Raw genomic sequence first — 13321 nt, forward strand, 5'->3', positions numbered from 1 at the left:
CTTTGTGTTTTATAAATTATGAGCTTAGTTCGTTTAAATATTAAAGGTATTTCTTACAGCCAAACCCAAAATGGCGCCTATGCCTTAATTCTTAATGAAGTTGATGGTGACCGTAAACTACCTATAGTTATTGGTGCGTTTGAAGCTCAATCTATTGCCATTGCCCTAGAAAAGGAAATTCGTCCACCAAGACCGTTAACACACGATTTATTTAAAAACTTCGCAGACCGTTTTGACATTGTGGTGAAGCAGGTTATTATTCATAAATTGGTTGACGGTGTCTTCTACTCAAGTTTGATTTGTGAGCGCGATAAAATTGAAGAAATCATTGATGCCAGAACCAGTGATGCTATTGCTTTAGCATTGCGTTTTCAAGCACCAATTTTTACTTATAAAAATATCTTGGACAAAGCAGGTATTTATCTTAAAGTCAATCCCAAAAAGGAAGACGAGGAACAAGATAGTATTCTGGTTGATGACATTATTGCCGAAGAAATTGAAGCGGCAGCAAGTGAGCAAGAAAGCTATAAAGACAAATCCCTAGAAGAACTTCACAGTCTCTTAGATGAAGCCGTAAATAATGAAGATTATGAAAAAGCTGCCAAGATAAGAGACGAAATTTCTAAGCGCTAACTAACATAACCTTTATGAATCATTTTTTCAGAGCCCTGATTGCTATTTTTATTGGACTTTCATCAATTACAGCACAAGAGCTTGAAAAGACATGGCAATTTGAAGCCATAGAAAATTCAGAAGGCAATTCACTTTTTAATATATCTGAAAACGATAGCATTGTTTTTAACAAAGGGGAATTTCAATATAATCTTGAAGCTAAAGATAATCTTGAAGCCTCAGGTGATTATATTTTTCAGAATAATCTCTTAGTATTTTATTACAACAAGCCTAATGATACTATAAGACGCTATAAAATTCAGGAATTAACGGACTCTACTCTTGTTTTTTCTGAAAATGGCACTTCTTTTAAGTTTAAAACACTTACCTCAAGCGAAGTCGAAGCCATCGTTAATGAATTAACGGATTCTGACATTATCCCTAGTCAAGGTTTCTCTTTCAGTAGTTTGTGGCGTGGTATTTTAGGAATGATTACCTTAATCTTCATCGCTTTTTTATTCAGTAGCAATAGAAAAGCTATTAACTGGAAAACTGTTGGTATTGGATTAGCATTTCAACTTCTAATTGCAATTGGCGTTCTACGTGTAGGATTCGTAAAAACCGCTTTTGAATGGGTAGGAAGTCTTTTTGTAAGTGTCTTGGATTTTACAAGAGCTGGTAGTAAGTTTTTATTCGAAGGCTTGGTGGTTGATATGGATACCTTTGGGTTCATCTTCGCTTTTCAAGTGTTACCAACCATTTTATTCTTTTCAGCATTAACTTCTGTTCTGTTCTATTTGGGTATAATTCAAAAAGTGGTAAAAGCCTTTGGTTGGTTGCTAACAAAACTTCTTAAAATATCTGGCGCAGAAAGTTTGAGTGTAGCTGGTAACATTTTCTTAGGACAAACTGAAGCACCCTTACTTATAAAGGCGTATTTGGAAAAAATGAATAAGTCTGAGATTCTGCTCGTTATGATTGGTGGAATGGCAACCGTTGCAGGCGCTGTATTAGCTGCTTATATCGGATTTTTAGGAGGAGATGATCCTGCTTTACGTTTAGTATATGCAAAACATTTGTTAGCAGCTTCAGTTATGGCAGCTCCAGGAGCTATTGTAATTTCTAAAATCTTATATCCACAAACCGAAGCTATAAATACAGATGTTAAGGTTTCACAAGAAAAAATTGGATCAAATTTACTAGATGCTATTGCCAATGGTACTACAGAAGGATTAAAACTTGCTGTAAATGTTGGAGCCATGTTATTGGTGTTTGTTGCCTTTATTGCTATGATCAATGGTATTTTAGGATGGGTTGGCGATGTCACCACGTTAAACGATTGGATGGCAGCTAACACGCCTTATCCTGAATTTTCATTGGAAGCCATTTTAGGAACCGTGTTTGCACCTCTAATGTGGCTCATTGGCGTAGCGAAAGAAGATATGATGATGATGGGACAACTGCTAGGCATTAAATTGGCTGCAAGTGAGTTTGTAGGTTATATTCAATTAGCAGACTTAAAAAACGTAGCCAATGCTACACACCTCACCTATGAAAAGTCTATAATTATGGCAACCTATATGCTTTGTGGTTTTGCAAATTTTGCATCAATAGGTATCCAAATTGGCGGAATAGGATCTTTAGCACCAGGTCAGCGCAAACAACTTTCTAAATTCGGAATGAAGGCTTTAATAGGTGGTACGATTGCATCTTTGATTTCTGCGACTATAGCAGGAATGATAATTGGGTAATCCCCTTTGTCCTGCGGACATTACCTCTAAGGGAAAAATAAACACTCGTTAATAACTTTTGATATTTGTTACTAGATATTTCGATTCAATAAGTATCATTTTAGTTAAATTCGTTTCCACAATATATTCTTAATTATAAGAAAGTTTCTTCCCTCTGGGAAGACGGAAGATGGGCTTATTATGAAACAATACCACGACTTAGTAAAACACGTTTTAGAAAACGGAAACGAAAAAGGAGATAGAACAGGTACAGGCACAAAAAGTGTATTCGGTTATCAAATGCGATTTGACCTCAGTGAAGGTTTCCCTATGGTAACTACAAAAAAGTTGCATTTAAAGTCTATCATTTATGAATTACTTTGGTTCTTAAAAGGTGATACTAACACAAAATACCTAACAGAAAACGGAGTCCGTATCTGGAATGAGTGGGCTGACGAGAATGGCGACCTTGGACCAGTGTATGGCCATCAATGGCGTAATTGGGCTAGCGAAGATATTGACCAAATCAAAGAGGTTATCCAAACACTTAAGAATAATCCAAATAGTCGTAGAATGTTGGTTTCTGCTTGGAACCCTTCAGTTTTACCAGATACCTCTAAATCATTTTCACAAAATGTGGCCGATGGTAAAGCAGCTTTACCTCCGTGCCATGCGTTTTTTCAATTTTATGTAGCAAATGGTAAATTATCTTGTCAATTATACCAACGTAGTGCTGACATATTTTTAGGCGTACCCTTTAATATTGCGTCTTATGCTTTATTTACCATGATGATGGCACAAGTTTGCGGTTACCAACCAGGAGATTTTATTCACACGTTTGGAGATGCTCATATATATAATAATCATATGGAGCAGTTGGAACTTCAACTTTCCAGAGATCCAAGACCATTACCAAAAATGATTCTCAACCCAGAGGTAAAGGATATTTTCGACTTTAAGTTTGAAGATTTCACCTTAGTAGATTACAATCCGCATCCACATATTAAAGGTGTAGTAGCCGTATAAAACGCTACAACGTATTTTAGTAATGAAAAAACGCGTCTCAGTACTGAGACGCGTTTTTTAGGTTAATAGCACATTAATAATTATAAATTCAATACTCCGTTCTCTGCTGCTGCAAAGTCATTCCAAGCATAGGTATCTGCTTGGTCATCATTGATGTATGTACCATCAACAACGTATCTAAACTCATACGTATTATTACTTTCTAAATCAACGGTTCCTTTAAATGTTCCGTTTTTTAATTTCTTTAATTCTGTAGCTTCAGTATTCCACTCGTTAAAGCTTCCAACAACCGCTACACTTTTTGCCTCCTCCGCAGGAACTGAAAATGTTACCTTACAAACCGGCTTACTTTTTAAATACTGCTTTTTAATTGCCATAATAATAGATTTAATTATGGGTCAAAACTATAAAAGAATCATAAACAATTTATAGTTTACTTTACTAATAATGAAAGAATTATCATTTTAATAAAATAGCCTTTACTTTTTAGTAAACTACATAATTTTAAAGGTCTAAAATTATGAGATTAACAACCCAAAAACCTACGCTTATCCATTGATTATCAACTATATCGTTTTCGAAAAACATCCCACTTCCTTATTAAAAAAATACGATAACGTTTTAGTTAAAAAAAAGTATCTTTATACTATTAAATTTAAATTATGTTCGGAAAGAAAAAACAAGTTTCAACCATAGATAAAGATCAATTAGAGCTTATAGAAAACGCCCAAAAACGCATTAGACAAAAAAAGCGTTTGTACATTCATTTTGTTGTCTTTTTAATTGGAGCTGTTTTTTTAATTCTAGCCAACACCGTTCTGGGTATTGGTAAAAACTTTACTATAGCCGGAATAGATTGGTTTGTTTATGCCATTTTAGCGTGGTTATTTCTTTTTGCTTATCACTTTTTTAATGTGTTTATCACCAATAAGTTTATGGGTAAGGATTGGGAAAAGCAACAACTCGATAAATTGGTGAGCCAGCAGAAAGAACGTATAGAAAAATTAAAGCAAGGCTTCCTTAAAGAAGAGACAAAACTAGCCCAGTCCCAAGCTTATAACGAGGCTTCTGCTTCAAAGCCAACTAGCGAAAAAAAAAAGTTTAGAGAACTGACCATTATCGTAGCTGCAGGTGAAGACAATGCCATTGGCAAGGACAATGACCTTATCTGGCATCTTAGTGATGATTTAAAACGCTTCAAAAAATTAACCTCTGGCCACCATATTATTATGGGTAGAAAGACTTTTGAAAGCTTCCCAAAACCACTTCCCAATAGAACACATATTGTTATTACCAGACAGAAAGATTACAAAGTTCCTGACGGAGTTATTGTGGTCAATAACCTTGAAGACGCCATTGATGCTGCCAGAAAAGACAATCAACCTTTCATAATAGGTGGTGGTGAAATTTACAAACAGTCAATTAATTTAGCAGAAAAGCTTGAAATGACTCGTGTCCATTCAACCTTTAAAAATGCGGATACATTTTTTCCTGAGATCGATGATACCAAATGGAGAGAAGTTAGCAGAACAACCCATGATGCTGATGAAAATCATAAATATGCATTTTCGTTTATCACCTATTTAAGAAAATAAATATTCCTATTTTTGCAGCATAAATTTTGATACACATGAACGCATATATATTTCCAGGTCAAGGAGCACAATTCTCAGGAATGGGTTTAGACCTTTACGAGAATTCACCATTAGCACAAGAACTGTTTGAAAAGGCCAATGATATCTTAGGTTTTTCAATTACGGACATAATGTTTGAAGGCTCTGCTGAAGACCTAAAAGAAACTAAGGTAACGCAGCCTGCTATCTTTTTACACTCTGTTATTTTAGCAAAGACTTTAGGTGACAGTTTTAAACCAGATATGGTTGCTGGTCACTCGCTTGGTGAATTTTCTGCTTTGGTTGCTGCTGGTGCCTTAACGTTTGAAGATGGTTTAAAACTAGTATCTCAACGTGCTCAAGCGATGCAAAAAGCCTGCGAGTTACAACCAAGTACAATGGCTGCGGTTTTAGGTTTAGATGATGATGTGGTTGAAAAAATATGTGCCACGACCGAAGGCGTTGTGGTTGCAGCCAATTATAACTGCCCAGGTCAATTAGTGATTTCTGGAGAAATTGAAGCGATAAATAAAGCTTGCGAAACGTTGAAAGAAGAAGGCGCAAGACGTGCTTTAGTCTTACTGGTTGGCGGAGCTTTTCATTCACCAATGATGGAGCCAGCTAGAGAAGAGTTGGCAGCGGCCATAGAAAACACAACATTTAGCAAACCTAATTGCCCAATATATCAGAACGTCACAGCTTCTGCCGTTACTGATGAAAATGAAATAAAAGCCAATTTAATTTCCCAATTAACAGCACCTGTACGTTGGACGCAATCTGTACAGCAAATGATAGCTGATGGCGCCACACATTTTACAGAAGTTGGACCAGGTAAAGTTTTACAGGGTCTAGTAAAGAAAATACATAGAGAGGCGGAAACGACTTCAGCTACTTTTGAAACTAACGCCTAAATCCACTGTTTTGAATAGAAACATTTTTATTGTACTCTTAATCGTATTTAACATAGCCATTGATCAGATTTCTAAAGTTATAGTTAGAAGTTCAATGACACCTGGAAGAAATGGTGAAATTGATGTAATCGGTGATTATTTTCAATTAATATGGGTTGAAAACCAAGGAGCATTTCTTGGTATGGGAAGTGATATGAATCCTACACTCAGACTCATTTTCCTCTTAATCTTACCTACAATAGTACTGATATATGTAATTTACTACATCGTAAAAACAAAAGAGCTAGACCGATTAAGTGTTATTGCCTTTTGTTGTATCATAGGTGGAGGTATAGCCAACGTTTTTGACCGTATTACCAGAGGAGAAGTCACGGATTTTTTCTTTATTGATCTCGGAGGCGTTTTTAAGACCGGAATCTTTAATGTTGCCGACCTATCGGTGACCACGGGAATGATAATGTTATTATTCAGTGGAATATTCAGCAGTAAGAAGAAAAAAGCAGAAGAAACTGTTTAGCGTGCCAATCGGCAGTCTTCACAATCTTTAACTTCACCGTAATATGTTTCACGATATTTATGAAGTGTTTTGACTGGAATATTTAAAAATTGCTTTTTAATATAGGTGACTTTTGTAGACAATACACCCATCTTTTTTGAAAATCGACCTTCTTGTTTGGTCTCACGTTTTATACTTATCAATTTCATGCTAAATCCGTTATCATTAAGTACAAAACAACAAAGACTTATAACCAATGTCAAGTTATAAGTGTTAAAATAGGGTTAAGCGTTTTTTATATTATCATATTGAAAATCAAGACATAAAAGCATTACCATATTCGCAACACACTATGCAAATCATTGAGAGTATGATAATTGGAAAATTATTGGTTTTTATAAATTTCACCGTTTTTCATCACGAAAGTGACATTCTCCATAGTAGAAATATTCTCTGTCGGATCGTTATCCACGGCCACAATATCTGCTAAATAACCTGATTTAATTTGACCTAGTTGATCTTCCATTTTTAAAATCATGGCATTGGTAACTGTTGCACTTTGTATGGTTTCCATCGCAGGCATCCCAGCCTCAACCATATAACCAAATTCTTTCCCGTTGTCTCCATGATAAAAAACAGCTGCATCTGTTCCGAACGCAATTCCGACTCCAGCTTTGTAAGCTCTACCAAACATATCTTGAATTTTTGGACCAATATCCAAAGCTTTAGGAACTATAATCTCAGGATAGTATCCTTCAATTTTTGCTTTATCGGAAACGAACTTTCCTGCACTAATTGTTGGTACTAAATACACATCGTGTTTTTTCATTAGCTCCATAGTTTCAGCACTCATAAGCGTTCCATGTTCTATGGTCTTAACACCACCTAAAATAGCACGTTGCATACCTTCATCACCGTGCGCATGAGCTGCAACATGAAATCCGTAATCTTTTGCTGTTTCGCATATTGCTTTTATTTCTTCAATAGTGAATTGAGGGTTTTGGCCACTTTTAGCTACACTCAATACTCCACCTGTTGCTGTTATCTTAATTAAATCCGCACCATTTTTATAGCGTTGTCTTACTGCTTTTTTTGCATCTTCAACTCCATTGACCACACCTTCTTTTGGGCCTGGGTTTCCCATTAAACTTTTCTTTGCTCCATTGGTTGGGTCAGCATGACCACCAGTTGTTGCCAAGGCTTTTTCTGCGGTAAAAATTCTTGGACCATCTATTTTACCAGCATTGATAGCATTTCTGAGCGCCACATTAACACCTGAACCACCTAAATCCCTAACAGTTGTAAAACCACTCATTAAAGTGATTTCTGCATACTTTACGGAACCAAAAGCAACATCAGCCTCATTTTCTGTATAAGCTTGAAGATATTTCTTTGGGTTGGTCTCATGCTCAATATGGACATGCATATCAATCAATCCTGGCATCACGGTTTTTGATTTTAAATCCACGACTGAATCTTCAGAATTTTGTGGATTTACGTAACCATCTTCAACAGAAATAATTTTTTCTCCTGAAACCACTATGGTTTTTTCCGTCAGCAGTTTTCCAGATTTGGTATCGATTAATTTACCACAATGTAAGTAAGTGTTTTGCGCTGAAACTGTTATTGAGACCAGCAACATCAATATTTTAAGTAAAGTTTTCATATGACTTTATTATTTATTTCTAATTTTTTGTTCCCATTTCCATGCTGAAGCCATAGCATCATCTAATGTTAATTCTGTTTTCCAGCCCAAAACATCATTTGCCTTATTGGTATCTGCATAAGCGGAAATCACATCTCCTGCTCTTCTATCCACCACTTTATAGTTCAACTTTTTGCCTGAAACCTTTTCAAATGATTGAATAGCTTCTAAAACCGAACTTCCTTTGCCTGTACCAAGATTAAAAAATTCGAAATTTGAATCATTGTTACCAGACATTAGACGCTGTAGGGCTACTACGTGCGCTTTGGCCAAATCCACCACATGAATATAATCTCTTATACAGGTGCCATCTGGTGTTGGGTAATCACCACCAAAAACCGAAAGTTGCTCCCGCATTCCGATAGCCGCTTGTGTAATATATGGCACTAAATTCTGTGGTACGCCAATTGGCAATTCACCTATTTCTGCTGATGGATGTGCCCCAATAGGATTAAAATAACGCAGCGCTATACAATTGAGTTTCTCATTAACCTTACAAGTGTCTTTTATAATTTCTTCTCCGATTTGTTTGGTGTTTCCGTATGGTGATTCTGCAGGTTTTACTGGTGCATTTTCGGTTATGGGCAACTCATCTGCTTGACCATAAACCGTACAAGACGAGCTGAAAATAAAATTTTGTTGATTCAGCTGACTCAACTCTTGAAGCACATATACCAAGGTATTAATGTTGTTCTCATAATACATTAAAGGGTTATTTACACTTTCACCTACAGCTTTGCTGGCAGCAAAATGGATAACTCCAGAAATATCACTATGTGTATTGAAAAATGATTTAACATCATCCTTTATTTTAAGATCAAGTTTTTCAAAATGTGGTCTTTTACCTGTAATGGCTGTAATTCCATCTAAAACCTCAACCGACGAATTACTGAGATTATCAATAATTACAACATCATAGCCTTCGTTCTGTAATTCTATAACGGTATGAGAACCGATAAAACCTAAACCACCTGTAACTAATATTTTCATATTTAAGAATTACCGTCTATAAAATTTAAAACTGTAGTGGTAATAAATTCAATTTGTTCATCATCTAATTCTGTGTGCATTGGCAATGAAATTACAGATTGCACCAATTGATTAGTCACTTTAAAATCTTCTTCATTATAACGCTCGTCAGCATAAGCTTTTTGAAGGTGCAATGGAATTGGGTAATATACTCCACAAGGAATATTTTGTTCTTGCAAATGTGCCGCCAGAGCGTCTCTATTAACATCTTTTAAGTTTAAAGTATATTGATGAAATACATGGCAATTACATGTATCGCAAATACCTTCACAAGCAGTTCTTCCTGTCGGAACTGTAATTTTTGGATGATCTTTAAAGCCTTCAGAATATTTTCTAGCAGCATTACGTCTTGCTTCATTGTAATTATCTAAATGAGGTAATTTAGCATCTAACACTGCAGCCTGTATAGAATCTAATCTCGAATTTACTCCAACTACATCATGATGATAACGCTTATACATACCATGATTTACAATTCCTCTAATAGTATGCGCTAAATCGTCATCATTGGTAAAAATTGCACCACCATCACCATAGCAACCTAAGTTTTTTGAAGGAAAAAAAGACGTTGAGGCTACATGGCCTATAGCTCCCGTTTTGGTTTTTGTACCATCATTATGAATGTAATCAGCACCAATGCCTTGTGCATTATCTTCAATAACGTATAAATTATGTTTTTTCGCTAAATCCATAATGGCATCCATATCTGCAGCCAATCCAAATAAATGCACTGGTACAATAGCTTTAGTTTTTGGTGTGATGGCTTTTTCAATAGCATCGACATCAATATTAAAGGTCACAGGGTCTACATCTACCAAGACTGGAGTTAGTTGTAGCAAGGCAATGACCTCAACTGTAGCCGCAAAAGTAAAATCGGCTGTAATGACTTCATCACCTGGTTTTAACCCTAAGCCCATCATTGCAATTTGAAGTGCATCCGTTCCATTGGCACATGGAATAACGTGCTTAACACCAAGGTAATCTTCAAGGTTTTTTTGAAATTGATGTACTTTTGGACCATTGATAAATGCTGCACTATCCATTACTTCTTGAATTGATGGATCTACAACATCTTTAATTTTTGCATACTGACCCTGTAGGTCAACCATTTGGATTTTTTTCATTCCGGAGATTCTAATTTATATCTGCAACCTAGAATTAGGTCTTTAGCGAAAATACAAAATTGTAATCGCTATGCCAATGCAATTAATTGAAAGAAATGTATTTTAGCACAAATCTTTATGTTTGGGACTACTCTATTCCATAGGAATTAATATTGCAAGTTTCGTTGTTAAGCTTATTGCGCTTTTTAACCAGAAATTGAAGTTAGGTGTAGATGGTAGAAAGGAAACGTTTAAAAAGTTAGAACACTCAATAAAACCTACCGATAAAACGTTTTGGTTTCACTGTGCTTCTTTAGGTGAATACGAACAAGGCTTGCCTGTTTTTGAAGCTTTAAGAACTAAATATTCAGACTATAAAATTGTGCTATCCTTTTTTTCTCCTTCAGGTTATGAAGTCAGAAAAAACAGTAAAATTGCTGATGCGGTGGTCTACCTTCCTTTTGACACGAAAGCTAATGCCAAACGCTTTCTGGATATTGTGAATGCTGATTACATCATCTTTGTGAAGTATGAAATTTGGCCCAACTTCCTTTCAGAAATAAAAAAACGAAGCCTAAATGCTATACTTATTTCTGCAGTATTTAGGGAAAACCAAAGTTTCTTTAAGTGGTATGGAAGTTTTATGACATCTTCTTTATTTGCTTTCAATCATATTTTTACGCAAGATGAGAATTCTAAATTGTTACTTGAAAGAATAGGTTATAACGATGTTTCCGTTTCTGGCGATACGCGTTTTGATCGGGTATATAATCAACTGGATACTGATAATACAGTTGATTTTATTGAAAGCTTTAAAAATGGTAGAACATGTGTTGTTTTTGGAAGCACTTGGCCAGATGATGATAAGTTGTATTTGGATTATATTAATGATACTTCAAACGATAACACAAAGTACATAATTGCGCCACATAATATAAAACCTAGTTACATTGCGTCTCTAAAGTCTCAACTTAAGGTTAACACCATTTGTTTTTCAGAAATGCAGAATGAAAATTTATCAAACTACGGTGTTTTTATTCTAGACACGATTGGTTATCTAAGTAAAGTCTATAGTTATGCAGATATAGCATATGTTGGTGGTGCAGCTGGAACAACAGGATTACATAATATATTAGAACCTGCTGTTTTTGGAATCCCTATAATAATAGGGAAAAACTACGGCAAATTTCCCGAAGCCAAAGCTCTAATAAATCTGGGTGGTGTCACTACTGTTTCGTCGGTTTCTGAATTTGAATCTATTTTAAACACTTTAGTATCTGACCTTTCCTATAGAAAAAAGCAAGGTGAGATTAACAAAGCGTTTATTGAAAATAATAGAGGCGCCATCATCCAAATCCTTAATTACATACGTATATAGAAGTGTTGCACTACTAATAAACATCGAAATTTTGTTAAAGTTTCGTTTAAATTGTTAATTTAGTGCATATAACTAATAATTAACACTAAAACTATTAAAATGAAAAAAGTAATTTTAAGCTTGGCCCTAGTTGCATTCTTAGGCCTATCATTAAATTCTTGTAGAGAAACTAAAGAAGAAACCGAAGCGGCAGTTGAAAACGTTGAAAAAGAAACTGAAGGAGCTATGGAAAAAGCTGGAAAGGCTATGGACAATGCTGTTGAGGAAACTAAAGAAGCGGGTGAAGCCATGGAAGATGCTGTTGACGAAGTCGACGGCGACGATAACTAATTTACATTAATCACTAATCATATAAATAAACAAAAAAATGAAAAAAGTAATTTTAAGTTTGGCTCTAGTTGCATTCTTAGGCCTATCGTTAAATTCTTGTAGAGAAACTAAAGAAGAAAAGGTTGAAGACCAAATAGAAGAAGCTGTAGAAGAAACAGAAGATGCTATGGAAGAAGCAGGTGAGGCTATGGAAGATGCTGTTGATGACGCTGGTGATGCTGCTGAAGACGCAGCTGATGACATGGAGGATGCAGTTGATGATGCTAATTAAATTGATGACCAAATAAAGGCGAACTGGTTTTCCTTTATTATTCCATAAAAACTAAAAAGCCTGATAAATTATCAGGCTTTTTTTATTGTTAATTTTTTGTTGACTCCCAAAGTTTTAATTCGCTTGGCACTATCAAGGTTTTCTGTTGGTGTTCTTCATCATTAAGTTGTTCTATTAATAATTTTACTGCCACCTCACCTATTTCAAATGCTTTCTGATGGATAATTGAAATCTTAGGACTAGCTAGTAGATGTGTATGCTCATAACCAAAACCAATAATAGATAAGTCATCAGGAATGCTCCTCCCTAGTTTTTTGGCCATATTAATAGCGATTATTCCTGTAATATGATCTATGGATATTATAGCGTCAATCCCAGTATTATCCTTTAAATAATTGTAGACACTTTCATCTACATCATCAACATTTGCAAGTTTTAAAATTTGTGATTGCAACTTGGCTTCTTCAATGGCTTTTTGATATCCTTTAATTCTTAGTTTTCCAACACTAAGCTCTTCAACATTACTTACCAATAAGATGTTTTTTCTTCTTTCTTTTTTTATTAAGAACTCTGTTGCTTCATATACAGACTTAAAATCATCTACAATAACTTTATTACAAATTATTTCATTGATTACTCTATCGAACATCAGTACAGGAATCTTACTTGCAATTGCTGCTTTAATATGTTCTGATTGTTCTTTAACCTGAGTATCTCTGGCAACGGCCATAATAAAACCATCAACACTACCATTAGACAATAACTCTAAACTACGCTGTTCCTTCTCAAAAGACTCATTAGATAAGCAAACAATAATATCATAGTCGCTATTGGTAGCCGTAGTCTCAATACCATGCAAAACTTCAGCAAAAAACGGATTGGTTACCTTGGGTAAAATAACACCAATCGTTTTGGTTTTATTGGTTTTTAATTGTTGTGCAATTCGATTGGGTTTATAATTAACCTTTTCTGCCAGTTCATTGACACGTCTTTTTGTTGTCTCACTTATTTCGTGGCTATCGTTGAGTGCCTTAGAAACTGTGGACACTGAAATATTAAGGAGTTTTGCTAGTTCTTTTAATGTTGCCATATTTATAAAATAAGAAGAGCGTATAAT

Annotated in this window: 15 protein-coding genes; 9 read left to right on the top strand and 6 right to left on the bottom strand. The window is 35.2% G+C overall.

All coding sequences use genetic code 11. From position 1 onward, the window contains the following. Nucleotides 1-18 precede the first annotated feature (18 nt). The 3 genes from SIB89_RS07040 to SIB89_RS07050 all read left to right on the top strand — a co-directional run bounded on the left by SIB89_RS07040 (nt 19) and on the right by SIB89_RS07050 (nt 3368). On the top strand, nt 19-633 hold the full coding sequence (locus SIB89_RS07040; protein ID WP_155090161.1) for a bifunctional nuclease family protein: 615 nt from the start codon (nt 19-21) through the stop codon (nt 631-633). Nucleotides 634-647: 14 nt separating this feature from the next. Continuing rightward, on the top strand, nt 648-2363 hold the full coding sequence (locus SIB89_RS07045; protein WP_412561681.1) for a nucleoside transporter C-terminal domain-containing protein: 1716 nt from the start codon (nt 648-650) through the stop codon (nt 2361-2363). Between the two features lie 180 nt (nt 2364-2543). Beyond that, nucleotides 2544-3368 carry a thymidylate synthase gene (locus tag SIB89_RS07050; RefSeq protein WP_412561682.1) on the top strand — a complete coding sequence of 275 codons (825 nt, stop codon included), beginning with the start codon at nt 2544-2546 and terminating at the stop codon, nt 3366-3368. 80 nt (nt 3369-3448) lie between these two features. On the opposite strand, the gene SIB89_RS07055 is transcribed toward SIB89_RS07050, so the two are convergent. Then, complete coding sequence (locus SIB89_RS07055) at nt 3449-3745, bottom strand: isoamylase early set domain-containing protein (RefSeq protein ID WP_155090164.1); 297 nt, start codon at nt 3743-3745, stop codon at nt 3449-3451. Between the two features lie 285 nt (nt 3746-4030). On the opposite strand from SIB89_RS07055, the gene SIB89_RS07060 reads away from it, so the two are divergent. From SIB89_RS07060 to lspA, 3 genes are read left to right on the top strand one after another with little or no spacing between them, the layout of a single operon-like run. Then, complete coding sequence (locus SIB89_RS07060; RefSeq protein ID WP_412561683.1) at nt 4031-4963, top strand: dihydrofolate reductase; 933 nt, start codon at nt 4031-4033, stop codon at nt 4961-4963. 35 nt (nt 4964-4998) lie between these two features. Further along, nucleotides 4999-5892 carry an ACP S-malonyltransferase gene (gene fabD, locus SIB89_RS07065; protein WP_412561684.1) on the top strand — a complete coding sequence of 298 codons (894 nt, stop codon included), beginning with the start codon at nt 4999-5001 and terminating at the stop codon, nt 5890-5892. 10 nt (nt 5893-5902) lie between these two features. Continuing rightward, nucleotides 5903-6409, top strand: coding sequence for a signal peptidase II (lspA, locus tag SIB89_RS07070; RefSeq protein ID WP_412561685.1), 507 nt, complete (start codon nt 5903-5905; stop codon nt 6407-6409). On the opposite strand, the gene SIB89_RS07075 is transcribed toward lspA, so the two are convergent. The 4 genes from SIB89_RS07075 to SIB89_RS07090 form a co-directional block, all read right to left on the bottom strand. Beyond that, nucleotides 6406-6597 (bottom strand): hypothetical protein, encoded by a 192-nt coding sequence (locus SIB89_RS07075; RefSeq protein WP_412561686.1) that lies wholly within the window; start codon nt 6595-6597, stop codon nt 6406-6408. The two genes, lspA and SIB89_RS07075, sit on opposite strands and share 4 nt — an antisense overlap. A gap of 176 nt (nt 6598-6773) precedes the next feature. Beyond that, entirely contained in the window at nt 6774-8054 is a 1281-nt protein-coding gene (locus SIB89_RS07080) for an amidohydrolase family protein (protein WP_412561687.1), read from the bottom strand. Nucleotides 8055-8063: 9 nt separating this feature from the next. Next, nucleotides 8064-9083, bottom strand: a complete 1020-nt coding sequence (gene galE / locus SIB89_RS07085) for a UDP-glucose 4-epimerase GalE (protein WP_412561688.1) — start codon at nt 9081-9083, stop codon at nt 8064-8066. A 2-nt stretch (nt 9084-9085) separates the two neighbouring features. Beyond that, complete coding sequence (locus SIB89_RS07090; protein ID WP_412561689.1) at nt 9086-10246, bottom strand: DegT/DnrJ/EryC1/StrS family aminotransferase; 1161 nt, start codon at nt 10244-10246, stop codon at nt 9086-9088. A gap of 121 nt (nt 10247-10367) precedes the next feature. Between SIB89_RS07090 and SIB89_RS07095 the strand changes: the two genes are divergently transcribed. From SIB89_RS07095 to SIB89_RS07105, 3 genes are all read left to right on the top strand, one after another. Next, nucleotides 10368-11603 (top strand): 3-deoxy-D-manno-octulosonic acid transferase, encoded by a 1236-nt coding sequence (locus SIB89_RS07095; RefSeq protein WP_412561690.1) that lies wholly within the window; start codon nt 10368-10370, stop codon nt 11601-11603. A gap of 99 nt (nt 11604-11702) precedes the next feature. Further along, nucleotides 11703-11933: a hypothetical protein gene (locus tag SIB89_RS07100; RefSeq protein ID WP_155090173.1), complete on the top strand. Its 231-nt coding sequence runs from the start codon at nt 11703-11705 to the stop codon at nt 11931-11933. Between the two features lie 37 nt (nt 11934-11970). Then, nucleotides 11971-12204 (top strand): hypothetical protein, encoded by a 234-nt coding sequence (locus SIB89_RS07105; RefSeq protein WP_155090174.1) that lies wholly within the window; start codon nt 11971-11973, stop codon nt 12202-12204. 88 nt (nt 12205-12292) lie between these two features. On the opposite strand, the gene SIB89_RS07110 is transcribed toward SIB89_RS07105, so the two are convergent. Next, nucleotides 12293-13294, bottom strand: coding sequence for a LacI family DNA-binding transcriptional regulator (locus SIB89_RS07110; protein ID WP_412561691.1), 1002 nt, complete (start codon nt 13292-13294; stop codon nt 12293-12295). Nucleotides 13295-13321 lie beyond the last annotated feature (27 nt).

The organism is Winogradskyella sp. MIT101101, from assembly GCF_047126865.1.
Classification (GTDB): Bacteria; Bacteroidota; Bacteroidia; order Flavobacteriales; family Flavobacteriaceae; genus Winogradskyella; species Winogradskyella ouciana.

Excerpts from the sequence above, each read along its gene's own strand:
- SIB89_RS07040 (WP_155090161.1), top strand. The coding sequence starts at position 19 with ATGAGCTTAGTTCGTTTAAATATTAAAGGTATTTCTTACAGCCAAACC.
- SIB89_RS07045 (WP_412561681.1), top strand. The coding sequence starts at position 648 with ATGAATCATTTTTTCAGAGCCCTGATTGCTATTTTTATTGGACTTTCA.
- SIB89_RS07050 (WP_412561682.1), top strand. The coding sequence starts at position 2,544 with ATGAAACAATACCACGACTTAGTAAAACACGTTTTAGAAAACGGAAAC.
- SIB89_RS07055 (WP_155090164.1), bottom strand. The coding sequence starts at position 3,745 with ATGGCAATTAAAAAGCAGTATTTAAAAAGTAAGCCGGTTTGTAAGGTA.
- SIB89_RS07060 (WP_412561683.1), top strand. The coding sequence starts at position 4,031 with ATGTTCGGAAAGAAAAAACAAGTTTCAACCATAGATAAAGATCAATTA.
- fabD (WP_412561684.1), top strand. The coding sequence starts at position 4,999 with ATGAACGCATATATATTTCCAGGTCAAGGAGCACAATTCTCAGGAATG.
- SIB89_RS07075 (WP_412561686.1), bottom strand. The coding sequence starts at position 6,597 with ATGAAATTGATAAGTATAAAACGTGAGACCAAACAAGAAGGTCGATTT.
- SIB89_RS07080 (WP_412561687.1), bottom strand. The coding sequence starts at position 8,054 with ATGAAAACTTTACTTAAAATATTGATGTTGCTGGTCTCAATAACAGTT.
- galE (WP_412561688.1), bottom strand. The coding sequence starts at position 9,083 with ATGAAAATATTAGTTACAGGTGGTTTAGGTTTTATCGGTTCTCATACC.
- SIB89_RS07090 (WP_412561689.1), bottom strand. The coding sequence starts at position 10,246 with ATGAAAAAAATCCAAATGGTTGACCTACAGGGTCAGTATGCAAAAATT.
- SIB89_RS07100 (WP_155090173.1), top strand. The coding sequence starts at position 11,703 with ATGAAAAAAGTAATTTTAAGCTTGGCCCTAGTTGCATTCTTAGGCCTA.
- SIB89_RS07105 (WP_155090174.1), top strand. The coding sequence starts at position 11,971 with ATGAAAAAAGTAATTTTAAGTTTGGCTCTAGTTGCATTCTTAGGCCTA.
- SIB89_RS07110 (WP_412561691.1), bottom strand. The coding sequence starts at position 13,294 with ATGGCAACATTAAAAGAACTAGCAAAACTCCTTAATATTTCAGTGTCC.